This window comes from Nocardioides sp. LHD-245, assembly GCF_030929495.1.
Classification (GTDB): Bacteria; Actinomycetota; Actinomycetes; order Propionibacteriales; family Nocardioidaceae; genus Nocardioides.
Window position 1 is genome coordinate 87,365 of sequence record NZ_JAVFWN010000002.1, and the last position, 22,958, is coordinate 110,322.

The window sequence follows — 22,958 nt, forward strand, 5'->3', positions numbered from 1 at the left end:
ATGACTGACACAGCAGTGGAAGCAACCGCACCGCCCACCCTGGTCCAGAAGATCGCCGCCGAGGTCCTCGGCACGGCCGTCCTCGTGTTCCTCGGCTGTGGCTCGGTGGTCATCTTCAGCAACGCCGCCAGCGACACCAGCGGCCTCTCCGGCCTGTTCGCCATCACCTCGATCGGCCTGTCCTTCGGCATCGCGATCGTGGCGATGGCCTACACCTTCGGCCGGGTCTCGGGCGGGCACTTCAACCCCGCCGTCTCCGTCGGCGCCGCGCTCGGCGGGCGGATCTCCTGGAAGGACGCCGGTCTCTACAGCGCGGCCCAGATCGTCGGCGGCCTCGTCGGCGGCCTGCTGCTCGCGCTCACCGCGGTGTCCAGCGACTTCGGCTGGGACTTCGGCGAGCCGCTCGGCTCCAACGGCTTCGGCGACCACGGCGGCGTCGAGCTGCTCGGCGCGCTGCTCATCGAGATCATCCTGACCTTCATCTTCGTGACCGTCATCCTCGGCACGACCGACGAGCGCAACCGCGCGGTGGCCGCCATGGCGCCGCTGACCATCGGCCTGACCCTGGCGGCGATCCACTTCGTCGCCATCCCGGCGACCGGTACGTCGGTCAACCCGGCCCGGTCCATCGGCGTCGCCTTCTTCTCCGGCGGCGACGCGATCGCCCAGCTCTGGCTCTTCATCGTCGCGCCGCTGGTCGGCGGCGTCGTCGCCGGCCTGCTCTACCCGCTGGTCTTCGGCCACGGCACCGACCCGGTGCCCGGCTCCGGCCTGAACTTCGGTGCCGGCGGCTCCTCCGACCCCGCCTTCACGCAGCAGTGGAACCAGCAGCAGGGCTTCGGCCAGCAGGGCTACCAGCAGCAGGGCTACGCCCAGCAGCCCCCGGCCCAGTCGCAGCCGATCATCCAGGACGGCTGGCAGTGGGACCCGGCCGCACAGCAGTGGATCCCGGCCCAGCAGCAGCCCGCCGCGCCGGCCGCGCCCGCGGCCCCCGACCCGCAGGCGCCCCAGGCTCCGCAGGCCCCGCAGCAGGGCGGGTGGGCTCCCCCGGCCAACGACCAGACCCAGGTCCGCCCGCCGCAGTGATGCGGTAGCGGGACCGATCTCCGATCCGGGGGCGCGGACGCGCGTGACGCGCTCCGTGCCCTCGGGTGGTTTTCGGGGACTCCGCCCGACCGGACCGACTACCGCCCGGGGTCGTACGCGACCAGGCCCGCTTCGTCCGTCCGGACCAGGCCGACGCCGCGGGCGTACACCTCGGTCCGGGCGCCGACCGGGGTCTCCACCTCCAGCGTCACGGTCCGCGCGTACGTCGCCAGCGGGACCGAGACCTCCTCGTCGCGCCCGGCGACAGTGGCGACCTCCTCCACCCCGGTGGCCACAGCGGTGCGGAAGCCGTCGCCGAAGCGGGGTCGGGCAGGCATGGCCAGGCCCGCCTCCGCGCCCGATGCGCCGGCCTGCCACTCCCCCTCGCGGCCCAGCCACCACACGTTGCCGGCGCGGTCCTGCGCGTAGTGGTCGCGCACGACCGGGCCGTCCGGCGGGGTGCGGACCAGGGTCGTGGTGGCGATGCCGTCGATGTCGGGGCCGGACTCGACGGTCAGGGCCAGGGCCGGCTGCCCGGTCCCCTCGTCCGCGTACTCCCAGCGGGAGCCGGGCGTCAGCGGGAGCCAGGGGTTGTCGACCGTGGCGACGAAGTCACCCGGATCGGGGTCGGGCGTCGGGACCACCAGCCCGTCGACGCCGGTCGGCGGACTGGGCGCCGACCCGGAGCCGCAGCCGGTCAGAGCGCCGGTGAACGCCAGGAGGCCGGCCGCGATCGCGGCGGGGACACGTGTCCGCATGGCGTCATCGTCTCGCAGGAGTGCCCGGCTGCCCGCGCCGGGCCGGGCGCTGCTAGCGTCGCAGGAGTCCATCGAGTTCCTTGAAGGAGTCCTTGTGAGCACCACCCCGCTCAAGGTGGCCGTGACCGGCGCGGCCGGCCAGATCGGCTACAGCCTGCTCTTCCGCATCGCCAGTGGCGCGATCGCCGGTGACCGTCCCGTCGAGCTGCGCCTGCTCGAGATCGAGCCCGCGCTCAAGGCCCTCGAGGGCGTCGTCATGGAGCTCGACGACTGCGCGTTCCCGAACCTGGCCGGCGTCCAGATCGGCTCCGACCCGGAGAAGATCTTCGACGGCGTCAACCTGGCCCTGCTCGTCGGCGCGCGTCCCCGTGGCCCGGGCATGGAGCGTGGCGACCTGCTCTCCGCGAACGGCGCGATCTTCACCGCGCAGGGCAAGGCCCTCAACAGCGTGGCCGCCGACGACGTCCGCATCGGTGTCACCGGCAACCCGGCCAACACCAACGCGCTGATCGCCGCGACGAACGCCCCCGACATCCCCAACGACCGGTTCTCGGCGCTGACCCGCCTCGACCACAACCGGGCGATCTCCCAGCTGGCCGCCAAGACCGGTGCCGCCGTCACCGACATCAAGAAGATGACGATCTGGGGCAACCACTCGGCCACCCAGTACCCCGACATCTTCCACGCCGAGATCGCCGGCAAGAACGCCGCCGAGGTCGTCGCGGACCAGGCCTGGATCGCGGACACGTTCATCCCCACCGTCGCCAAGCGCGGCGCCGCGATCATCGACGCCCGGGGCGCCTCCTCCGCCGCCTCCGCCGCGTCCGCGACCTGCGACGCCGCACGTGACTGGCTGAACGGCACCCCGGCCGGTGACTGGGTGTCGATGGCGGTCGTCTCCGACGGCTCCTACGGCGTCCCCGAGGGCCTGGTCTCCTCGTTCCCGGTCACCACCGCGAACGGCGACTGGAGCATCGTCCAGGGCCTCGAGATCGACGACTTCTCGCGCGGCAAGATCGACGCGTCCGTCGCCGAGCTGGCCGACGAGAAGGCCGCGGTCACCGAGCTGGGCCTCATCTGATCCCACTCAGCACGACGAAGGGCCGGTGCCTGGCACCGGCCCTTCGTCGTACCCGCCGACCTTCGTCGGACCGCTGACGGAGCGGGGTCAGCTCTGCTCGGGGATCGTCCCCGCGAGGAGCAGGAGCACCACCGCGACGGCGACCAGGATGCCGACGTCGAGGAACCGGTGACGCACGGCGAGCATGCCGGCGTCCTTCTCCGGCAGCACCAGACGCAGTCCCCCGGCGACGGCGAGGCCGCCGGAGACGATCCGCAGGCCCAGGCGCCAGTCGGACGCGGCCGCGACGACCAAGCCGACACCGACCGCGACGAGCACGGCGATATAGCAGGCGCCGCCGATCGTCGAGGGATACCGGCGCGGCTCCTGGTCGTCGGCGTCCTGGTCGGCAGCGTCGGCCGCCTCGGGGACGCCCGGGCTCTCGTCCTCGCTCAGCGCGCTGCCTTCCCGGTGAGCGCCTGCTTCTCCGCCATCGAGACCACGTTGGCGAGCAGCATCGCGCGGGTCATCGGGCCGACACCGCCGGGGTTGGGGGACACCCAGCCCGCGACGTCCCAGACGTCGGCGGCGACGTCACCCGCGATCTTGCCGTCGACCCGGCTCACGCCCACGTCGAGGACCGCGGCGCCGGGCTTGACCATGTCGCCGGTGATGATGTCCGGCACGCCCGCGGCGGCCACGACGATGTCGGCCTTGCGCACGTGGGCGGCGAGGTCGACGGTGCCGGTGTGGCACAGCGTGACGGTGGCGTTCTCGCTGCGCCGGGTGAGCAGCAGCCCGAGCGGACGGCCCACGGTGATGCCGCGGCCGACCACCACGACCTCCGCCCCCGCGATCGGCACGTCGTGGCGGCGCAGCAGCTCGACGATGCCGTACGGCGTGCACGGCAGCGGCGCCTCGTTGCCCAGCACCAGCCACCCCAGGTTGGTCGGGTGCAGCCCGTCGGCGTCCTTGGCCGGGTCGATCAGCCCGAGCACCCGGTTCTCGTCGCGCCCGCGTGGCAGCGGGAGCTGGACGATGTAGCCGGTGCAGGCGGGATCGGCGTTGAGGCCGGCCACGGCCTCCTCGATCTCCGCCTGGGTGGCGACCTCGGGCAGGTCGACCCGGATCGAGGAGATGCCGACCTCGGCGCAGTCCTTGTGCTTGCCGTTGACGTACCAGCGGGAGCCGGGGTCGTCCCCGACCAGCACCGTGCCGAGGCCAGGGGTGATGCCCTGCTCGTGCAGCTTCTCGATCCGGACCCGGAGCTCGTCCTTGATCGCGGCCGCGGTGGCGTTGCCGTCGAGCTTCTGTGCAGTCACGGGATGATCCTCTCAGGCTCAGTGGAAGAAGTGCCTCGTGCCGGTGAAGTACATGGTGACGCCCGCCGCGGCACACGCCGCGATGGTCTCCTCGTCGCGCACCGAGCCCCCCGGCTGCACGATCGCCTTCACGCCGGCGTCGATGAGGATGCCGGGGCCGTCGGCGAACGGGAAGAACGCGTCGGAGGCGGCGACCGCGCCGCGGGCCCGCTCGACGAATCCAGCTGGGCCCTCGACCAGGGTGTTGGCGCGCTCGACAGCGAGGCGGCAGGAGTCGACCCGGTTGACCTGACCCATGCCGATGCCGACCGCGCCGCCGTCCTTGGCGAGCAGGATCGCGTTGGACTTCGCCGCGCGCACCGAGCGCCAGGCGAAGGCGAGGTCGGCCAGCGTCGCGTCGTCGGCCGCCGCACCGGTGGCCAGCGTCCAGTGCGCGGGGTCGTCGCCCTCGGCCTGGAAGCGGTCGACGTGCTGCATGAGCAGGCCGCCACTGACCGGGCGGGTCTCGACGCCGCCCTGCGCGAGCGGCTCGGCGACGAGGATCCGGATGTTCTTCTTGCCCTGGAGCACCTCGACCGCGCCATCGTCGTACGCCGGCGCGACGATCACCTCGGTGAAGATCTCCGCGACCTGGCGGGCCATCGCGACCGAGACCGGCACGTTGGTGGCGATCACGCCGCCGAACGCGGAGACCGGGTCGCACTCGTGGGCGCGGCGGTGGGCCTCGGCCACGTCGGCACCGACGGCGATGCCGCAGGGGTTGGCGTGCTTGATGATCGCAACGGTCGGCAGGTCGCCGTGGTCGTACGCCGCGCGGCGGGCCGCGTCGGTGTCGACGTAGTTGTTGTAGGACATCTCCTTGCCGTGCAGCTGCTCGGCGGAGGCGAGGCCACCGGGGCCGAAGCCGGAGCGGTAGAGCGCGGCGGGCTGGTGCGGGTTCTCGCCGTAGCGGAGCACGGCCTGCTTGTCCCAGGTGCCGCCGATCCAGGCCGGGAAGCCGGTGCCCTCGGTGGAGTCGGTCAGCACCGAGCCCATCCACGAGGCGACCTGCACGTCGTACGTCGCCGTGTGCACGAACGCCTTGGCGGCGAGCGCCTTGCGCTCGGCATAGGTGAAGCCACCGCCCTGCGCGGCCGCCAGGGCGGCGGCATAGTCGGCGCCGTCGGTGACGATCGCGACCGACGGGTGGTTCTTGGCCGCCGCGCGGACCATCGAGGGACCGCCGATGTCGATCTTCTCGATGCAGTCGTCGACGCCCGCGCCGGAGGCGACGGTCGCGGCGAACGGGTAGAGGTTGACCACGACCAGGTCGAACGGCGCGACCTCCAGCTCCTCGAGCTGGGCCACGTGCTCGGGCAGGCGGCGGTCGGCCAGGATGCCGGCGTGGACACGCGGGTGCAGCGTCTTGACGCGGCCGTCGAGGCACTCGGGGAAGCCGGTCAGGTCCTCGACCTTGGTGACCGGCAGGCCCAGGCTCTCGATGAGGGCCGCCGAGCCACCGGTCGAGACCAGCTCGACGCCGGCGGCCGCGAGCCCCCGGACCAGGTCGTCGAGACCGGTCTTGTCGAAGACGGAGACCAGCGCGCGCTTGATCTGGATCTGGTCGGGTGTGGCGGACATCGAGGGGCTCCTCATCGGTCGGTGATCTCGATGAGGGCACCCAGGCGATCGATGCCGACTCGTCACTCCCCGGTGGTTGCCCACCTGCGCCAGTCGTGTGCCCTCACTCTATCGAGGTTCGGCCTCCCAGCCGAACCCGCCGGCCGACGACGGTGAACCCCTCCCGGGCCATCCGGCCGACCGACTCGACGAGCATGGCACGCTCGGCGACCTTGATCCGCTCGTGCAGGGACTCGACGTCGTCGTCGTCCTCCACCGGGACGACCGTCTGCGCGACGATCGCGCCCGTGTCGACGCCGGCGTCGACCACGAAGAGCGTCGCGCCGGTGACCTTCACGCCGTACTCCAGGGCCTCCGCCGGGCCCCGCATCCCCGGGAACGACGGCGACAGCGCCGGATGGGTGTTGACCGTCAGGCCGCCGAAGCGGTCCAGGAACTTCTCCCCCACCAGCTTCATGAAGCCGGCGAGCACGACCAGGTCGGGCTCGAAGGCGGCGACCTTGTCGGCCAGCGCCCGGTCCCAGTAGCCCCGGCTGCTGTAGTCGCCGACCTTCGCCACGAAGGTCGGGATGCCGGCGCGCTCGGCACGGGCGAGGCCCTCGATGTCGTCGCGGTCCGCGCCGACGGCGACCACGCGCGCGCCGTACGCCGGGTCGGCGCAGGCGTCGATCAGCGCCTGGAGGTTGGTGCCGGAGCCCGACACGAGGACGACGAGGCGAGGACGAGCGGGCACGGCCCGGATTCTAGGGCCTGCCGGAGGTCAGGAACGACGCGGCAGCCGGACGCGGACCGCGCGCAGCGCGCCGCGGACCCGGCCGTCGCTGTCGCGCTGCCACCAGCAGACCAGGAGCGCACCGACCACGCCGCCGATGCCGAAGGAGGTGATCGCGTGCAGCAGCACGTCGAAGGTGTAGGGCCCGACGTCCTGCATCCGGCCGGGACCGACGGCGCCGCCGGCGAACACGGTCACGGCCGCGAGGACGACGCCCGCCGCGATGCCGCCGGCGCAGCCGCGGATCGCGGCACGGTCCCAGGCGAGCACCGGTCGCTCGCGCTGCACCTGGCCGGCGACCAGCGCGGCCAGCAGGACCGGGACGAGCATCAGCCAGTCGGTCCACCACGGCTGGGTGCCCTGGTCGGGCAGTGCGGCGAGCATCGGGAACATCGGCAGTGGCCCGAGGACGACCGCGGTGGTCGACACCGTCGTGCCCGTGCCGACGGTGAAGCCGGGGCCCAGCAGGTAGGCGCTGCCGAAGAGGAGCGCGTTGGGCAGCAGGAGCACACTCAGCGCGACCATCAGCAGCACCGCCCCGGCGTCGGCGTGGAGCTGCGAGACCACGTTGGCGGCCGTGGAGAAGTCGAGGACCAGCGCGGCCAGGAGGGCGACCAGGCAGATCAGCGCCCACCGGGTCAGGATCCGGCGGGCGACGAGGACGACGTCCCGGACGGCCGGGGGCACGCCGGGCAGCCAGATGGCGGCGCGCCCTGAGCCGAAGGCGATGGCCGGTCCCCCGACGCCGAGACCGAGCAGCATCGACCACAGCACGACCCGCGCCGGGTCCGGCGAGGACGCGGCGGTCGCGGCGAGCGAGGCCGTGAGGACGCCGACGACCGCGTAGGTGACGGTGAACAGCGCGGCGGCGTAGGGGACGGTCAGGTCGCGCGCGCCGTCCGCGATCCGGTCGGCGTCGGGGCCGTGGCCCGAGATCGACTCGCCGACCCGGTGACCGACCCGCCACACGACCCAGGCACAGAGCAGGGTGAGACCGAGCGGCATCGCCGTGATCCGGATGCCCTCGACGGCGACCGTCGAGCCATGGGCGGTCAGCCAGCCGTGGGCGCCGACCCGCAGTGCGCCGCTCGGCGTGCCCTCGCCCCCGGCGTCGGTGAGGAACCAGCCCACGACGGCCACGGCCATGCAGACCAGCAGCGGGGCCACCGCCGCGATCACGCCGCCGATGCCGGCGGTCGGGACCAGCGGCCGGGTCGTGGCCAGCTGGCGGCGCAGGTCGGCGTCCGAGGAGGACCCGGAGCGTCCGGGTCCGGTACGGCGTGCCGGTGGGCTCTGCAACGACGTCATGGTCCGTCCATCTTCACGCGCGGGCGCGGCCGGTTCGGCCCGCCACGCCGGGGAGCCGCGAGAGTCCCGGGAGACGACGGACACGGTGGGACGGGTTGGGGCCGGCGACCGCCCTCGGCGTACGGTGGTGCGGCCATGACCGCAGAGGACCAGGTGACCCCCAGCACCGAGCCGCACCGGTCCGCCTACGTCAGCAGCGCGGACCTGATGAGCAGTTTCGACGCCTTCTACCGCGATGCCCGCGACCGGCTGCTGCTGCAGACCTTCGCGCTGACCGGCGACCTGGCCGTCGCCCGCAGCGCGGTCCGCGAGGCGTTCGTCGTGTCCTGGCACCACTGGCGCAAGACCGGCCGGCTCGCCGAGCCGGAGTCCGCCGTCCGCCCCGACGCGTGGCGCAAGGCGCTGCGGCGCAGCAGCACCCGGCCGTGGCACCGCAAGAAGGACCTCGACGAGGAGACCCGACGGGTCCTCGACGCGCTCGGCGCGTTGCCGGTGACCCAGCGCAAGGCCCTGCTGCTGACCCAGCTCGCCGCGGTCACCATGGAGGAGATGGCCCAGGAGATCGGGCTGCCGGCCGAGGCGGCCGAGCGGGAGCTGCAACAGGGCGCCGCGCAGTTCGCCACCGCGCTCACGATCCCGACCTCCGCCATCCCCCTCGCGCTCAACGGCCTGTCCGGCGCGATCCGCTCCGTGACCTGGCCGCGGGTGACGATCATCCGGCGCGCCGGCGCAGCCCGGCGGCGGGCGCACACCGTGATCGGCGGCGCCGCGGCCGTGGTCGCCCTCGTCGCCGGCGGCGCGGTGGCCACCGACAGCACCGGCGTCCGGCCCACCCTCGACCGCGAGGCACCCCCGGCCGTGACCGGCCCGGCGCCGGCGGGACCGGCGATCAGCACGCTGCCCGACACCACCCTGGTCCCGGTCGACGCGGTCCAGCAGGCGGTGCCCGGCCGCGGCTGGACCCAGGGCACCACTACCGACAACTCCTCCGGCAACGGTCTGGTGCTCCCCTGCCAGCCGGCCCGGTACGCCGACCCGCAGGGCACCGCCGCCTGGGTCCGCACCTTCCGTGACGGCGCCAAGCCGCAGACCCCGCGCAGCGTCGTCCAGGTCGCCGAGGCTTCCTCCTCGACGGCACGGGCCGAGCGCACCTACCGGCACGCCCGCCGCTGGTTCGCCACCTGCCCGTCGCCCGACGAGGACGGGTCCGCCGTGCCGCGGGTGCAGCTGGTCGGCACCGCCGACCTGCCGGGGGTCGGCGACCAGTCCGCGCTGTTCGTGCTCCGCTCGCGCACCGATGCCACGACCCACGTCGTGGGCGTGGCCCGCACCGGACTGCTCACCACCGTCACGGCGCTGACCACCACCGCGCCACCGGCACGGGTCAACCGGGCCGGCGTCGCCCGCCTGCTGGCGACCGCGGTGGGGCGGCTGTGCACGCTGCCCGACGCCGGTGGCTGCGCGGACCCCAACCCGAAGCCGATCCCGCGGGCGTCGTACCCGGCCGGCTCGACGCCGTGGATGCTCTCCGAGATCGATCTCCCGCCGATCACCCCCGATCCGGGACCGTGGGTCGGCACCCCGGCAGCCCAGCTGACCGAGGACCGGATCGACGTCGGCGCGATCGGCTGCGACACGGTGCACCTGTACGGCAGGTTCCGCAACCGTGCGTTCCAGGCCAACGAGTTCCGGACCTTCGTGTTCAGCGGCGCCAAGCTGCCGCCACAGGTCGGCCTCACCCAGACCGTCGGCACCCTGCCGGGCCCGGCGGCCGGCGCGTTCGTCACGCGCTTCCGCGAGCAGATGGCCGCCTGCCCGGACCTCGACGCCACCGCCGGCACCGAGGTCGAGGAGCTGGTCGCCATCGACCAGGGCAAGCAGGCGCTGACGGCGTGGCGCCTCAGCACGGCGCTGCCGGGCGACCGGACCATCGAGTACGACGTCGCGGTGCTCCGCCAGGGCACGGCGGTCTCGGTGCTCGCCTATGTGGCGGCGCCCAAGGCCCTGATCGCCAACGAGGACTTCGTCGCCGTGGCCCAGCGTGCCCTCGACCGGCTGGCCCGCACCGCTCCGTACGATCCGAGCTGACGGAAACTTCCTCCGGATCCCGTGCAACCGAGCACGGCCCTGGGGCGTATCCCCCTCGAGAGTCCGCGGCAGCGGAGGTACGCGAGAGGAGGTCGGCGTGGACGCAGCTGAGTTCGACGAGTTCTACACGGCCTCGTTCCGACGGGTGACCGGACAGGTCTACGCCATGATCGGCAACCTCGACGAGGCCACCGACTGCACCCAGGAGGCCTTCTCCCGGGCGTGGGCGCACCGGCGCAGACTGAACCGTGGCGACCACCCCGAGGCGTGGGTCCGCACCACCGCCTACCGGCTCGCCGTGAGCCGCTGGCGCCGACGCAGACGCGGGGAGCGGTCGCCCGACCGGGCCCTGCAGCACGCCGGCGTCGCTGCGGCGGTCGACGAGTCGCACGTCGCGCTCGTGACCGCGCTGCGGCAGCTGCCCGAGGCCCAGCGCCAGGCGCTGGTCCTCCACCACATCGCCGATCTCCCGGTCCAGCAGGTCGCGGCCGAGGTCGGCGTACCGGAGGGAACGATCAAGGCCCGGCTGAGCCGGGGACGGGCGGCGCTCGCCGCCCTCCTGGCCGACGAGCCCGGCCTGGCGGGAGGAGGCACCACCCATGCCTGAGCAGTCGGGACACGACCCCATCGACGACCTCGCGAGGTTCGGCGCCGATCTCGGACGCGCAGGAGGAGACATGCCGCTCTCTGCCGCCGACGTACGCCGCCGCGGCGACCAGATCCGTCGTCGCCGGACGACGCTCGTGGCCGGCGGTGCCGCCCTCGCGGTCGCTGCCGTCCTCACCCCGATCCTCGCGCTCACCGGCGACGGCGGCCACCGGGACCTGACCACCAAGGACCCCGCCGCCGCGCTCAGCGAGCACGATCTGCTGACCGACGACGACACGGTCTACAGCGACGGTTCCGACTGGTTCGCGATCGACCCGGAGGAGGGGGCGGCGGCGTTCCGGTTCTGCGAGCCGCGGAGCCTCGCCGACTTCGGCGCGACATCGACCCGGCGGCGCGACTTCGAGATGCGCAACGCCGAAGCCTCGGTGGAGGTGTCGGGCGACGCCTTCCGGGAGTCGATCGGGCAGTTCCCCGACGTCGCGAGCGCTCGGGAGGCCTACGACGAGGTCGTCGCCTTCGTGCAGGAGTGCGGCGCGCGCGTGGGACGGACCTTCGATCCGCGCCCCGTCGACCCCGGGGTCGGTGACAGCGAGGCCGTGGTCGTCGACGGCCACTACCCCGGCGTGCCGGAGGACATCGATCCCTACGGCGACGCGGCCTACATCTCCGAGGTCGGCGTCGCGCGGGTCGGTGCCCGCATCGCCGTACTCGACTCGGTGGTCGTCGGCCAGGACTACAACTTCGTCGACGGCACCCCCGTCGAGCGGATGCTCCCGGTCGCCGCCGACCGGCTCCAGCCGGGCGCGGACGAGCCCTTCGACCCGACGACGGTGCCGGGCACCCGGATCGCCGACGACTTCCCGCTGGCCGCCGGCTGGCCGGAGACCGGCAGCGACAGCCAGGAGCCCCTGACGGGTCCCCTGCGCGGCCTCGACCCGCTCGTCATGACGGCCTGCGACAGGCCGACACCGGATCCGCGACGGTCCGACCGGCTCTCCGCCCAGTGGGTCGACGTCGAGGACGTCCGCAACCGTCAGCTGACGACGTACCCGACCGAGGACGACGCCGCCGCGGCCGCCGCGGGGTTCGTCGAGGCCTTCCGGGCGTGCCCGCAGGGTCTCGTCGGCGACGACGGCACGACCCAGCGCTGGGACGTCCGGGACGTGGACGCCGGCGACGAGGCCTACGCCGTCCTGGGCTGGCAGCAGGCCGACGGCGGTGCCACCCCCTTCGGCGACACGACGCTCGTCGTCCGGGTCGGCCGGTCGGTCCTCGTCGAGAGCCGCGGCGGCCACGCGGGCAACCCGCAGGGCCGCGAGCAGGAGATCGTCGACGCGATCTCCAGCGACGCGGCGCAGGTCGTCGACGCGATGTGCGTGTTCGCCGACGCCGGCTGCTGATCGTCGCAGGCAGCCGCGAGAGGGGTTGCCGAAAGCCGATCGCTGGCGCATCATCGACCCATGACCTGGTTGATCGTGATCGCCGTCGTCGTCGCCGCGGGCGCCCTGTGGACCTGGGCCAACCGGCACGGCCGCCAGGCCGCCGCGGTCGAGCACGCCCACGAGGCCACCAAGACCGAGGTCGAGACCTGGCGCGCGCCGCACTCGGCCGGACCGAGGCTCTGAGGCCGAGCACCTCCCGACGTACGAAGGCCCGCCGCCCCGAGGGGTGGCGGGCCTTCGCTTCGCTCCGTGCGTCAGGTCAGAGCGACTGCAGGATCTCCCGGGCCAGCGCGGCGGTCGCGGACGGCGTCTTGCCGACCTTGACGCCGACGGCCTCGAGGGCCTCCTGCTTGGCGGCCGCGGTGCCGGCGGAGCCGGACACGATGGCGCCGGCGTGGCCCATGGTCTTGCCCTCGGGGGCGGTGAAGCCCGCGACGTACCCGACGACGGGCTTGGTGATGTTGGCCTTGATGTAGTCCGCGGCCCGCTCCTCGGCGTCGCCGCCGATCTCGCCGATCATCACGATCACCTTGGTCTCCGGGTCCTCCTCGAAGGCCTGGAGCGCGTCGATGTGCGTGGTGCCGACGATCGGGTCGCCGCCGATGCCGATCGCGGTCGAGAAGCCGAAGTCACGCAGCTCGTACATCATCTGGTAGGTCAGCGTGCCCGACTTGGAGACGAGACCGACCGGGCCCTTGCCCGCGATGGTGTGCGGCGTGATGCCGGCCAACGACTCGCCGGGCGTGATGATGCCGGGGCAGTTGGGGCCGATCATCCGGGTCGACTTGCCCTGCAGGTACGACCAGACCTCGGCGGTGTCCTGGACGGGGACGCCCTCGGTGATGACCACGATCAGCGGCATCTCGGCGTCGATGGCCTCGATCGCCGCGTCCTTGGTGAACGCCGGCGGGACGAAGAGGACCGACACGTTGGCGCCGGTCTCCTTCATGGCCTCCGCGACCGTGCCGAACACGGGGAGCTCGACGTCGTTGCCGTCGTGGTCCTGGTGGGTCACCGTCGTGCCGGCCTTGCGCGAGTTCACGCCGCCGACGATCGACGCGCCCGAGTCGAGCATGAGGGCGGTGTGCTTGGCACCCATACCGCCCGTGATGCCCTGGACGATGATCTTGCTGTCCTTGTTGAGGTAGATGCTCATCTGTTCTTCTCCCCCGGCCTCAGGCGTTCGCCAGCTCGGCGGCCTTGTCGGCCGCGCCGTCCATGGTGTCGACCTGGGTCACGAGCGGGTGGTTCAGCTCGTCGAGGATCGCGCGACCCTGCTCGACGTTGTTGCCGTCGAGGCGGACGACGAGCGGCTTGGTGGCCTTGTCACCGAGGAGCTCGAGGGCGCCCTTGATGCCGTTGGCGACCTCGTCGCACGCCGTGATGCCGCCGAAGACGTTCACGAAGACCGCCTTGACCTGCTCGTCGTTCAAGATGACGTCGAGGCCGTTGGCCATCACCTGCGCGTTGGCGCCGCCGCCGATGTCGAGGAAGTTGGCCGGCTTGACGCCGCCGTGCTTCTCACCGGCGTACGCGACGACGTCGAGGGTGCTCATCACGAGACCCGCGCCGTTGCCGATGATGCCGACCTGGCCGTCGAGCTTGACGTAGTTGAGACCGAGGTCCTTGGCCTTCGCCTCAAGCGGGTCGGCCTCCTCGCGGATCTCGAACTCCTCGTGCTCGGGGTGGCGCACCTCGGAGGCGTTCTCGTCGAGCGAGACCTTGCCGTCGAGCGCCTCGAGCTTGTCGCCGGCGAGGCGCGCGAGCGGGTTGACCTCGACGAGGGTCGCGTCCTCCTCGACGAAGACCTTGTAGAGGTCCTCGATCATCTTCACGGCCTGCTCGAAGACGGGCTCGGGGAACTTCGCCTCGGTGGCGATCTCGCGGGCCTTGACCGCGTCGACGCCCTTGCCGGGGTCGATGCCGATCTTCTTCACGGCGTCGGGGTTGGTCTTCGCGACCTCCTCGATCTCGACACCACCCTCGACGGACGCGATGCAGAGGTACTGGCGGTTGGACCGGTCCAGCAGGAACGAGAAGTAGTACTCCTCCTCCGGCGGGGTGGCCGGGGTGACCAGCACGCGGTTGACCGTCAGGCCCTTGATCTCCATGCCGAGGATGTTGGACGCGTGCTCGAAGGCCTCGTCGGCAGTCTTCGCCAGCTTGACGCCACCGGCCTTGCCGCGACCGCCGGCCTTGACCTGCGCCTTGATGACGGTCACCCCGCCGATCTGCTCCGCCGCCGCCCGCGCCTCCTCGGCGGTCTCGACGACCGTTCCGAGAGTGGTGGCCACGCCGTGCTTCGCGAAGAGCTCCTTCGCTTGGTACTCCATCAGGTCCACTGATACGTCCTCACGTCTTGGTCAGAGGTTCGGTGCGCACAGCGGCACACCCCCGGGCACGATAGTCCTGACCCACGAGTAGGACGAGTCCGGGAGCCGCCGACGGACCCCGACGTGACCGGGCTCACGCGCCGCCGGCGCCCCGGATGCCGGTTGTGGGCGTTCGCCTGCGTATCCCCAGGGGCGAGACGTACGATTTCGAGGCCGTGCCGGCATCGGCTATCGTCGGCACGCATGTTTCACCCGGCTGTCACCAGACAGCCACCCCGGCCGGGGTCTGCTCGGGGCGTCACCGGCCGGACACCAGGGGTGAGACGCGCCTGCAGGAACGTCCCCCCAAGGAGTCAGCAGTCGATGGGTAACCACCGAGCGGACCACACCGCGCCGCGCCCGGAAACGACCCTCGGCTCTCCCTCCCCCAGTTCCAGCTCCCCCAGTTCCAACGGCTACGTCGGCAAGCGCGTCGCCGGCCGCGTCGCCGACGAGACCCCCTCGACGTACGTCGGCAAGCGGGTCGCGCGGACCGCCGAGCCGGCCGCCACGATCGCGCCCGTCGTAGCCCTCGCCCGGCCGGTCGAGCCGACCGTCGCGCTCGACGAGCCGACCCTGGCCGTCGAGGCCGTCGCCCCCGCGCGCACCCTCGACCGGATGCCCACCGTCGAGCTCCCCGCGCTGCGCGACATCCCGCTCGTCGACGCCCTGTCCGACTCCTCGACCACGCTGCGCGCGGTCCAGCCCGCCGGCAAGCGCCGCGCCGTCCGGCACGCCGGCGCCCGCGGCCCGCTCTTCCGCGGCCTGCCCACGCTGCCCGTCGCCGTCGGTGTCGCCACGATCGCGGTCGCGGTCGGCGGCGTCGTCACCTCCGCCGACCCGCAGCTGGCCTCCGCCGGCGACCGCCTCACCTCCCCCAACGCCCTCACCGGCTCCTTCGGCAGCGCCACGGTCGGCGACCGCCCGCAGACCGTGAGCCGCGACTCCGACCGCGACGCGCTCGCCCAGGCCGCCGGTTCCGACATCGCGGCCGAGGCGGAGCGCTCGGCCGCCGAGCGGAACACCGCCCTCACGAGCCTGCGCGCCGATGCGGAGAAGGAAGCCGCCGAGATCGTGCTCAACGCGTGGATGCTGCCCCTCGCCAGCTACCGCCTGACCGCCACCTTCGGCGAGTACGGCCTCTGGTCCAGCTACCACACCGGCCTCGACTTCGCCGCCCCCAGCGGCACCCAGATCCGCGCCATCACCAACGGCACGGTGACCTCCGCCGGCTACGACGGCGCCTACGGCAACAAGACCGTGCTGACCCTCGAGGACGGCACCGAGCTCTGGTTCTGCCACCAGAGCGCCTTCAACGTCTCTGTCGGCGACACCGTCCGCACCGGCGACCTGATCGGCTACGTCGGCAGCACCGGCAACGTCACCGGCCCCCACCTCCACCTGGAGGTCCGCCCCGGCGGCGGCGACCCGGTCGACCCGGACGCCGCTCTGCGGCAGCACGGCATCACGCCGTAGCTTCAGCATCATCGTTCTCCAGCGCCGTCCGAGGCGCTCGGCGAGGATGACCGGGTGACCGACGCAGGGCCATTGACCGACGCCGACCTCGTCGAGTTGGACCGCGCTCTGAAGCGCCGGTGGGCGGCGACGTGGGTCGCCGTCATCGGCACACCCATGATTGCCTGCCTAGTGGCGTTCCTCATCTCGTCGGTGCGCTATGTGTGGTTGCTGGACGAGGATGCGCGCGCCGACCGCACGATGTTCTCCTATTCGTTCGAAGACGTCCCCGCGTGGTCCCTTTCATCGACGGCGACCATCGCGATCGCCCTCGGGACATCGGCCGCTCTGATCACCCTGTTCGTCGCGACCGTGCTGACCGCCATGGAGAGGGACCGGGCGCGCGGCCCGGCGATCGTCAACCGGCTGATGCTTGATGGCCTTGCACTGGCCGCCTGCCTGGTCGGATCGATCGCGTGTTGGCTGGCCGGCTTCGCATCAGACTGGAGCACTGCCGACGGCGTGGCCGGCGCAGCGACGGCTGCACTATCTGGCCTCCTGCTCGCCGGCTTGGCCGCATCCGCCGAGGAGCGGATCGAGGCATCGCAACACCGGGCTTGGCGGACCCATCTAGGGACCGAGCGGGTACGTCAGGCCTGGTACGACAGCATCGACCGGACTGCACGGTATCCACCCAACCGTCGTCGCACCTTTCCTTGGCGGATCGGTCTACTCGCGGCACCCGTCGTTCTCCTCCCCATGGTCGCGGCCGACCTGGTTGCGGGCGTGGACCATTGGGATCGATGGGTCGGCAATCTCGCTGTCGTCGACGCCATCCTCACCGCGCTCATCCTCGCCACGTGGAGTTGGCGGGTCAGGCGCAAGGTGGAGCAGGTCAGGGTCGGTCGCCGGGTCTCGGGTTTGAGCGTCGGCATCGTCCTGCTCTTCGTTCCCCTCTGGGCCTTGGCCCTGATTGCCACAGCGACGACCAACTACACGTCGATCTGGGTCACAGTGGCCCTGGCCGCGGCGCTGGCGTTCGGTCCACGGCTGGAGGATCACTTGAACTCCGCTTACGCGCACCAACTCCAGCGACGCGTCAGGTCACTCGAGAAGATCGGCTGACCTACAGCTTCTCCACCGGGGCGTAGCGGAGCAGCAGCCGCTTGACGCCGTCCGACCCGAAGTCGATCGACGCGACGGACTTCTCCGCGGCGCCCTCGACCGCGACCACGGTGCCGAGGCCGAAGGAGTCGTGGGTGACCTTGTCGCCGGGGGCGAGGACGGGGATGGGGCGCGACGGCTTGGACTTGGCGGCGGCGTCGGCGCGGGCGGCGGCGGAGCTGAAGTTGCGGCGGCCGGCGGCGGTGGGCTGACCGAAGCGGTTGCCGGCGTAGTCGCCCGCACCACCCGGGCCGCCCGAGCGCCCTGAGTCGTACGACGGGCGCGACCAGCGGGTCTGATCGGCCTCGGTGCGGCGCCAGTCGACGAGGTCGACAGGCAGCTCGCCGAGGAATCGGGACCCGGGGTTCATGGTGGGGGCTCCCCAGGCGGAGCGGACCATGGCGCGGGAGACGTAGAGGCGCTGGCGGGCGCGGGTGATGCCGACATAGGCCAGGCGGCGCTCCTCCTCCAGCTCGGGCCGGTCGCCGAGGGCGCGGGAGTGGGGGAAGACGCCGTCCTCCATGCCGGTGAGGAAGACGACGGGGAACTCCAGGCCCTTCGCGGTGTGCAGGGTCATCAGCGTCACGACGCCCTGGTCCTCGGGGGCGTCCGGGTCGTCGTCCGGGGCGTCGGGGATCTGGTCGGCGTCCGCGACCAGCGCGACCCGCTCCAGGAAGTCGCCCAGACCGGGCTCGAGGACGCCGGCGTCGACGTCGGCGGGGTCCGCGGAGGGTCCGGCGACCGGGTCCTCCGCGAACTCGCGGGCGACGGCGACGAGCTCGGCGAGGTACTCCAGCCGGGTCTCGTCCTGCATGTCGTCGGAGTTCTCCAGGGTCACGAGGTAGCCGGACCGGTCGAGCACGGTCTCCAGGATCACGTCGGGCCGCTCGCGGGCCTCGACCATCTGCTGGAGCTCCTGCAGCAGCTTCACGAACGACTCGATGCTGGTCTGGCTGCGCGTCGCGAGACCGGGCGCCTCGGCGGCGCGCTGGAGCGCCTCCCAGTAGGTGATCCGCTCCCGCTCGGCGAAGGCGCCGATCGCGGCCTCGGCCCGCTGGCCGATGCCCCGGCGCGGGGTGTTGACGATGCGGCGCAGCGAGACCTGGTCGTCGGGGTTGACCAGGACCCGCAGGTAGGCCAGCGCGTCGCGGATCTCCTTGCGGTCGTAGAAGCGGGTCCCGCCGACGACCTTGTAGGGCATCCCGGTGCGGACGAAGATCTCCTCGAACACACGGGACTGCGCGTTGGTGCGGTAGAACACCGCCACGTCGGCGGGCCGCAGACCCAGTTGGGGGTCGTCGGTGAGCTTGTCGATCTCCCCGGAGACGAACCGCGCCTCGTCGTGCTCGTCGTCGGCGACGTACCCGACGATCTTGGCGCCGTCGCCCGCGTCGGACCACAGCCGCTTGGGCTTGCGGCCCTCGTTGCGCTCGATCACCGCGTTGGCGGCGGTCAGGATCGTCTGGGTGGAGCGGTAGTTCTGCTCGAGCAGGACGGTCCGCGCGTCGGGGAAGTCCTTCTCGAAGTCCATGATGTTGCGGATGTCGGCGCCCCGGAAGGCGTAGATCGACTGGTCCGCGTCGCCGACGACCATCAGCTCGGCGGGCGGCACCCGGTGCGCCGGCAGGCCGTCGAGGGTGGTCGGATCGCGCTCCTCGAGGTCCTGGCCGCACAGCTGCTGGATGAGGGCGTACTGCGCGTGGTTGGTGTCCTGGTACTCGTCGACCAGGATGTGCCGGAACCGACGGCGGTAGGTCTCGCGGACCTCCCGCTTGAGCTGGAACAGCCGGACCGTCTCCATGATCAGGTCGTCGAAGTCCATGGCGTTGGCCTCGCGCAGGCGCCGCTGATAGGACGTGTACGCCGCGGCGTACGTCTCGTCGATCGAGTTCTTGGCCTCGGCGGCGACCTCGTCGGGCTCGCGCAGCTCGTTCTTCTGGCTGCTGATCCAGTGCAGCACCGGCCCCGGCTGGAACTTGCGGGGATCGAGCTCGAGGTCGCTGCAGACCAGCTGGATCAGGCGCTTCTGGTCGGCGGTGTCGTAGATCGAGAAGTTCGACTTCAGCCGCTCGTAGCCGAGGTGCTCGACCTCCTTGCGCAGGATCCGCACGCACGCCGAGTGGAACGTGCTCACCCACATGATCCGGGCGCGGTTGCCGATCAGCTCGGCCACCCGCTCCTTCATCTCGGCGGCCGCCTTGTTGGTGAAGGTGATCGCCAGGATCGAGCCGGGGTGCGCCTTGCGGACGGCGATGGTCCAGGCGATCCGGCGGGTCAGCACCCGGGTCTTGCCCGAGCCGGCACCGGCGACGACGAGCAGCGGCGCGCCTTCGTGTTCGACGGCCTCGCGCTGGGGGTCGTTGAGCCCGTCGAGGAGGGCATCTGCGGTGAGGGCCGGGGGCGTCGCGGAGTCGATCATGCTCCGGCCAGCCTACGGCTCCGCTCCGACGGCGTGGCCGGTGGCGTCACGCACCTACCAGAATTGTCGTGAAACGCCGCCGTGCACGACGAATTCGGTAGTTGAACCGCCGACCCCGCGATCAGCTGCTGTGGACGGGCGACCAGAGCACGGCGATGCAGACCTCGGCGATCGCGAGGACGAGCAGGCCGGCCCACAGGCCGTTGGGGATCTTCGCCTTGCGCATGTTGGCCATCACCAGCACCAGGAGCACCAGCCCGATCGCGAGCTTGACGCCGACCTTGGCGTGGTTGACCGGGTCGTCGCCGCCCTCGAGGACGCCGACGAGAAGGAGGCCCGCGAGGAACGCCGTACCGACGCCGTCGCGCATGACGCCGGTGACCTTCTTGTCGCCGGGACCGGCCTGCGCCAGCAGTCCGCCGATCAGGGCCGCGAAGCCCAGGATGTGGAGGATGAGCAGGATCAGGCGCAGGGTCTCCATGGCCGCACTCTAATCGGTGGAGAACGGCTTTCAGCGACCGGTCGCCGAGAAGTGCTGGTAGTCCTTCAGCGAGTTCCACGACCCACCCCAGCTCCACCCGATCCGGGCGAACTCCCGGACGATCAGGTCGCCGGCGTGGATGATGCCGGGCTGGATCCGCGTCCGGTCGAGGTACGCCGACGCGCGCTCGGGCAGCACGACGCCGCCCTTGTGGTACGGGTTGAGGAACGGGTTGACGTCGATCGCGAGCCCGTAAGCGTGCGCCGACCAGGAGGTCTGGCCCCGGGCGGCCCGGCACACCAGCGCGGCGGTGTCGTTGCCGTCGCCGGTCGGCTCCGCCTCCAGGTCGGCGGTGGTCGGGAGCCGCATCTCCTCGATCGGGTAGCCCGCCGCGAACAGCGCCCGGAACACCGACACCACGTCGTCGGCCTCCGACGCGGCGAGGACCAGCTCGCCGGTGTGCGCCGCGCCGTCGAAGCCGCGGAAGGTGACGGTGACGTACGCCAGGTCGGCCAGCCGGACCGGGCACGCGGGCGACCAGGTCTCCCCCATCCGCTCCCTGATCGCGTCGCTCACCGGGCCGACGTGGGCATGGAACCCGCCGTCGGCCGGCGGCGGGAGCAGGTCCCGCGTCGGGAACAGCCGGTGGCGCAGCGGCTTCGGGGTCGGCCGGATCTCGCCGTACCCGTCGGGGGTGCGGGGCAGCACGTGGACGCCGAGCTCCCAAGCGGAGTACGCCGGACCGGGGTCGCTCGGGGTGGGCTGCGGCACCACCGACGACGAACCCGACGGGGTGGGCGAGGCGGCCGGAGGCGCGCTGGTCGTACCTCCGGAGCACCCGCCGAGCAGCAGCGTCGCCGCGACCAGCGCGGCGACGCGCCTCACAGCAGCCGGCGGTCGGACGCCCACCGGGTCAGCTCGTGACGCGAGGACAGCTGGAGCTTGCGCAGCACCGAGGACATGTGGGTCTCGACGGTCTTGATGGAGATGAACAGCTCCTTGGCCACCTCCTTGTAGGAGTAGCCGCGCGCGATCAGCCGCATCACCTCCCGCTCGCGCTCGGTGAGCCGGTCGAGGTCCTCGTCGACGCTCGCGAGATCGGCGGAGAGGCCGGCGCCGGCGAAGGCGTCGAGCACGAAGCCGGCGAGCCGCGGCGAGAAGACGGCGTCACCGTCGGCGACCCGCGCGATCGCGTCGACCAGCTCGGGACCGGTGATGGTCTTGGTGACATAGCCGCGAGCGCCGCCGCGGACGGTGCCGATGACGTCCTCGGCGGCGTCGGAGACGGACAGCGCGAGGAAGCGCACCTCGCCGTCCTTGACCCGCCGGATCACCTCGACGCCGCCTCCGCCGGGCAGGTGCACGTCGAGGAGTACGACGTCGGGCCGGTGCTCCTGCACCGCCGCGACGGCCTCGTCGACGTCGGCGGCCTCGGCCACCACCTCGACCCGGCCGGCGCCCGTGGCACCGAGCTCGGCACTGACGCCGCGGCGGAACATGGCGTGGTCGTCGACGACCACCACGCGCACCGGGTCACTCATGGGTCTCCTTCGTCTTCGACGAGTCGGGGGTGTGGTCGAGGTGCAGCCTGATCTCCGTGCCCTCACCGGGCGCGGACCGGATCTCGGCCCGGCCGCCGTGGCGCTCCATGCGGTCGATGATGCTGCGTCGCACGCCGAGCCGGTCCTCCGGGGTGGCGTCCGGGTCGAAGCCGGCACCACGATCGCGGACGAAGACGTCGATCCCCGCCTCGGTGATCTCGGCATACACGTCGACGCGGGGGACCCCGGCGTGCTTGGCCGCGTTGGTGGCGGCCTCCCGCGCCGCCTGCACGATCGGACGGGCGGCCTCTCCGTAGTCGCAGTCGCCGACGGCGACCACGTCGACGGTGATGCCGTAGGCGTCCTCGATCTCGGCGGCGGCGGCCCGCAGCGCGCTGGCCACCGTGGCCTCGTCCATCGACTCGCCGGCGTAGAGCCAGGCCCGCAGGTCGCGCTCCTGGGCTCGTGCGAGACGGGCGGCGTCGGCGGGGTTCTTCTGGATCAGGGCGAGGGTCTGCAGCACCGAGTCGTGGAGGTGGGCGGCGACGTCGGCGCGCTCCTGGGTGCGGACCCGCTCGGCCCGCTCGTCGCTGAGCTCGGTGAGCAGCCGGTAGACCAGCGGCCCGAGCACGATCACGAGCCCGCCGAGGGCGAGCAGGACGGCGATGACGGCGTCGCGGGCCACGCTCAGCGAGCCGTCGCGCAGGGTGAAGAGGACCAGCGCGACCACGACCAGGCCCACGCCAGCGGCGATCCGGGCCCAGGCGGCCCAGCCACCGCCGCCGAGGAACATCCGCACCGGGTCGACCCGGTCGGTCGCGTCGAGCCAGCGCTCGCGCTGCGCCTCGTCGGCCTGCCGCCACAACAGCGCGACGCCGACGACGGCGATGCCCAGCGGCCAGACCCACCAGCCGGTGCCGAGGACGGCCTCGGTGGCGAACACCGCGCCCACGCCGAGGACGGCGAGCGTGACGACCGGGCCGATGTCGGAGAGGCGCCGGGCCCGACCGGGGCGGCGACCGTCGCGGGACGCGCTCGCGAGGCCGGGCGCCAGCAGCTCGGGCGGCGGCCCGGCGGGCAGCAGCGCCCACAGGGCGGCGTACGTGAGGACACCGAAGCCGCCGATGACCGTGGTGACGACGAAGGCGGCCCGGACGATCCGCACGGAGACGCCGAGGTGGGCGGCCAGGCCGGCCGCGACGCCGCCGATCATCGGGTCGCGCAGGTCGCGCCAGGCGCGCCGGACGTCCCTGGCCGCGCCGGCGTCCTGGGAGGCGGGCGCGCCGGGCGGCAGCGGCGTGGTCGCGGCGGTGCTCATGATGGCTCCATCGTCACACAGCCCGGGGCCCGCGAGCAGGGGGAAGGACCCTGATCCGACCCTGACGACCCGCCCCGGGACAGCGGTGCGGATCAGGGCTGTCCCCGATGGTCCGGTCGCGGTTGTGCCACCATGCTGGAACA

General features: G+C 72.5%; 21 protein-coding genes. 8 read left to right on the forward strand and 13 right to left on the reverse strand.

Features of this window, described 5'->3' with window-relative positions; all coding sequences use genetic code 11:
• The gene (locus RB608_RS03110) at positions 1 to 1,086 is read left to right on the forward strand and encodes an MIP family channel protein (protein WP_308086342.1); all 1,086 of its coding nucleotides are present in this window, start codon (positions 1 to 3) and stop codon (positions 1,084 to 1,086) included.
• A gap of 98 nt (positions 1,087 to 1,184) precedes the next feature.
• Here RB608_RS03110 and RB608_RS03115 read toward each other — a convergent pair whose 3' ends face one another.
• Positions 1,185 to 1,844, reverse strand: coding sequence for a hypothetical protein (locus RB608_RS03115; RefSeq protein ID WP_308086343.1), 660 nt, complete (start codon positions 1,842 to 1,844; stop codon positions 1,185 to 1,187).
• A gap of 94 nt (positions 1,845 to 1,938) precedes the next feature.
• Here RB608_RS03115 and RB608_RS03120 point away from each other — a divergent pair, with 94 nt between their 5' ends.
• A complete protein-coding gene (locus RB608_RS03120) occupies positions 1,939 to 2,925 on the forward strand; it encodes a malate dehydrogenase (protein WP_308086344.1) in 987 nt (328 codons plus the stop codon).
• Between the two features lie 87 nt (positions 2,926 to 3,012).
• Here the strand turns inward: RB608_RS03120 and RB608_RS03125 are convergent, their stop codons facing one another.
• The 5 genes from RB608_RS03125 to RB608_RS03145 all read right to left on the reverse strand — a co-directional run bounded on the left by RB608_RS03125 (position 3,013) and on the right by RB608_RS03145 (position 7,926).
• Complete coding sequence (locus RB608_RS03125; protein WP_308086345.1) at positions 3,013 to 3,243, reverse strand: DUF3017 domain-containing protein; 231 nt, start codon at positions 3,241 to 3,243, stop codon at positions 3,013 to 3,015.
• A 113-nt stretch (positions 3,244 to 3,356) separates the two neighbouring features.
• The gene (locus RB608_RS03130; protein ID WP_308086346.1) at positions 3,357 to 4,226 is read right to left on the reverse strand and encodes a bifunctional methylenetetrahydrofolate dehydrogenase/methenyltetrahydrofolate cyclohydrolase; all 870 of its coding nucleotides are present in this window, start codon (positions 4,224 to 4,226) and stop codon (positions 3,357 to 3,359) included.
• Between the two features lie 18 nt (positions 4,227 to 4,244).
• Positions 4,245 to 5,846, reverse strand: a complete 1,602-nt coding sequence (gene purH, locus RB608_RS03135; protein ID WP_308086347.1) for a bifunctional phosphoribosylaminoimidazolecarboxamide formyltransferase/IMP cyclohydrolase — start codon at positions 5,844 to 5,846, stop codon at positions 4,245 to 4,247.
• A gap of 103 nt (positions 5,847 to 5,949) precedes the next feature.
• The gene (purN, locus tag RB608_RS03140; protein ID WP_308086724.1) at positions 5,950 to 6,588 is read right to left on the reverse strand and encodes a phosphoribosylglycinamide formyltransferase; all 639 of its coding nucleotides are present in this window, start codon (positions 6,586 to 6,588) and stop codon (positions 5,950 to 5,952) included.
• An 18-nt stretch (positions 6,589 to 6,606) separates the two neighbouring features.
• A complete protein-coding gene (locus RB608_RS03145) occupies positions 6,607 to 7,926 on the reverse strand; it encodes a DUF6350 family protein (RefSeq protein ID WP_308086348.1) in 1,320 nt (439 codons plus the stop codon).
• Positions 7,927 to 8,061: 135 nt separating this feature from the next.
• Between RB608_RS03145 and RB608_RS03150 the strand changes: the two genes are divergently transcribed.
• The 4 genes from RB608_RS03150 to RB608_RS03165 all read left to right on the forward strand — a co-directional run bounded on the left by RB608_RS03150 (position 8,062) and on the right by RB608_RS03165 (position 12,248).
• Entirely contained in the window at positions 8,062 to 10,014 is a 1,953-nt protein-coding gene (locus RB608_RS03150) for a sigma factor-like helix-turn-helix DNA-binding protein (protein WP_308086349.1), read from the forward strand.
• Positions 10,015 to 10,111: 97 nt separating this feature from the next.
• Positions 10,112 to 10,621 (forward strand): SigE family RNA polymerase sigma factor, encoded by a 510-nt coding sequence (locus RB608_RS03155; protein WP_308086350.1) that lies wholly within the window; start codon positions 10,112 to 10,114, stop codon positions 10,619 to 10,621.
• The gene (locus RB608_RS03160) at positions 10,614 to 12,023 is read left to right on the forward strand and encodes a hypothetical protein (protein WP_308086351.1); all 1,410 of its coding nucleotides are present in this window, start codon (positions 10,614 to 10,616) and stop codon (positions 12,021 to 12,023) included. Before RB608_RS03155 ends, RB608_RS03160 begins: the two co-directional genes overlap by 8 nt.
• A gap of 60 nt (positions 12,024 to 12,083) precedes the next feature.
• The gene (locus RB608_RS03165) at positions 12,084 to 12,248 is read left to right on the forward strand and encodes a hypothetical protein (RefSeq protein WP_308086352.1); all 165 of its coding nucleotides are present in this window, start codon (positions 12,084 to 12,086) and stop codon (positions 12,246 to 12,248) included.
• A gap of 76 nt (positions 12,249 to 12,324) precedes the next feature.
• Here the strand turns inward: RB608_RS03165 and sucD are convergent, their stop codons facing one another.
• Both sucD and sucC read right to left on the reverse strand, forming a co-directional pair.
• Positions 12,325 to 13,221, reverse strand: a complete 897-nt coding sequence (sucD, locus tag RB608_RS03170; RefSeq protein ID WP_308086353.1) for a succinate--CoA ligase subunit alpha — start codon at positions 13,219 to 13,221, stop codon at positions 12,325 to 12,327.
• A gap of 19 nt (positions 13,222 to 13,240) precedes the next feature.
• The gene (sucC, locus tag RB608_RS03175) at positions 13,241 to 14,407 is read right to left on the reverse strand and encodes an ADP-forming succinate--CoA ligase subunit beta (RefSeq protein ID WP_308086354.1); all 1,167 of its coding nucleotides are present in this window, start codon (positions 14,405 to 14,407) and stop codon (positions 13,241 to 13,243) included.
• 354 nt (positions 14,408 to 14,761) lie between these two features.
• Between sucC and RB608_RS03180 the strand changes: the two genes are divergently transcribed.
• On the forward strand, positions 14,762 to 15,913 hold the full coding sequence (locus RB608_RS03180; protein WP_308086355.1) for a peptidoglycan DD-metalloendopeptidase family protein: 1,152 nt from the start codon (positions 14,762 to 14,764) through the stop codon (positions 15,911 to 15,913).
• 54 nt (positions 15,914 to 15,967) lie between these two features.
• A complete protein-coding gene (locus tag RB608_RS03185; RefSeq protein ID WP_308086356.1) occupies positions 15,968 to 17,017 on the forward strand; it encodes a hypothetical protein in 1,050 nt (349 codons plus the stop codon).
• Position 17,018: 1 nt separating this feature from the next.
• Here the strand turns inward: RB608_RS03185 and pcrA are convergent, their stop codons facing one another.
• The 5 genes from pcrA to RB608_RS03210 form a co-directional block, all read right to left on the reverse strand.
• Entirely contained in the window at positions 17,019 to 19,475 is a 2,457-nt protein-coding gene (gene pcrA / locus RB608_RS03190) for a DNA helicase PcrA (RefSeq protein ID WP_308086357.1), read from the reverse strand.
• Positions 19,476 to 19,596: 121 nt separating this feature from the next.
• Entirely contained in the window at positions 19,597 to 19,956 is a 360-nt protein-coding gene (locus tag RB608_RS03195; RefSeq protein ID WP_257427390.1) for a hypothetical protein, read from the reverse strand.
• Between the two features lie 30 nt (positions 19,957 to 19,986).
• Entirely contained in the window at positions 19,987 to 20,841 is an 855-nt protein-coding gene (locus RB608_RS03200) for a M15 family metallopeptidase (RefSeq protein WP_308086358.1), read from the reverse strand.
• Positions 20,838 to 21,497 carry a response regulator transcription factor gene (locus RB608_RS03205; protein WP_308086359.1) on the reverse strand — a complete coding sequence of 220 codons (660 nt, stop codon included), beginning with the start codon at positions 21,495 to 21,497 and terminating at the stop codon, positions 20,838 to 20,840. Before RB608_RS03205 ends, RB608_RS03200 begins: the two co-directional genes overlap by 4 nt.
• Complete coding sequence (locus RB608_RS03210; RefSeq protein ID WP_308086360.1) at positions 21,490 to 22,815, reverse strand: PspC domain-containing protein; 1,326 nt, start codon at positions 22,813 to 22,815, stop codon at positions 21,490 to 21,492. Before RB608_RS03210 ends, RB608_RS03205 begins: the two co-directional genes overlap by 8 nt.
• Between the last annotated feature and the right edge of the window lie 143 nt (positions 22,816 to 22,958).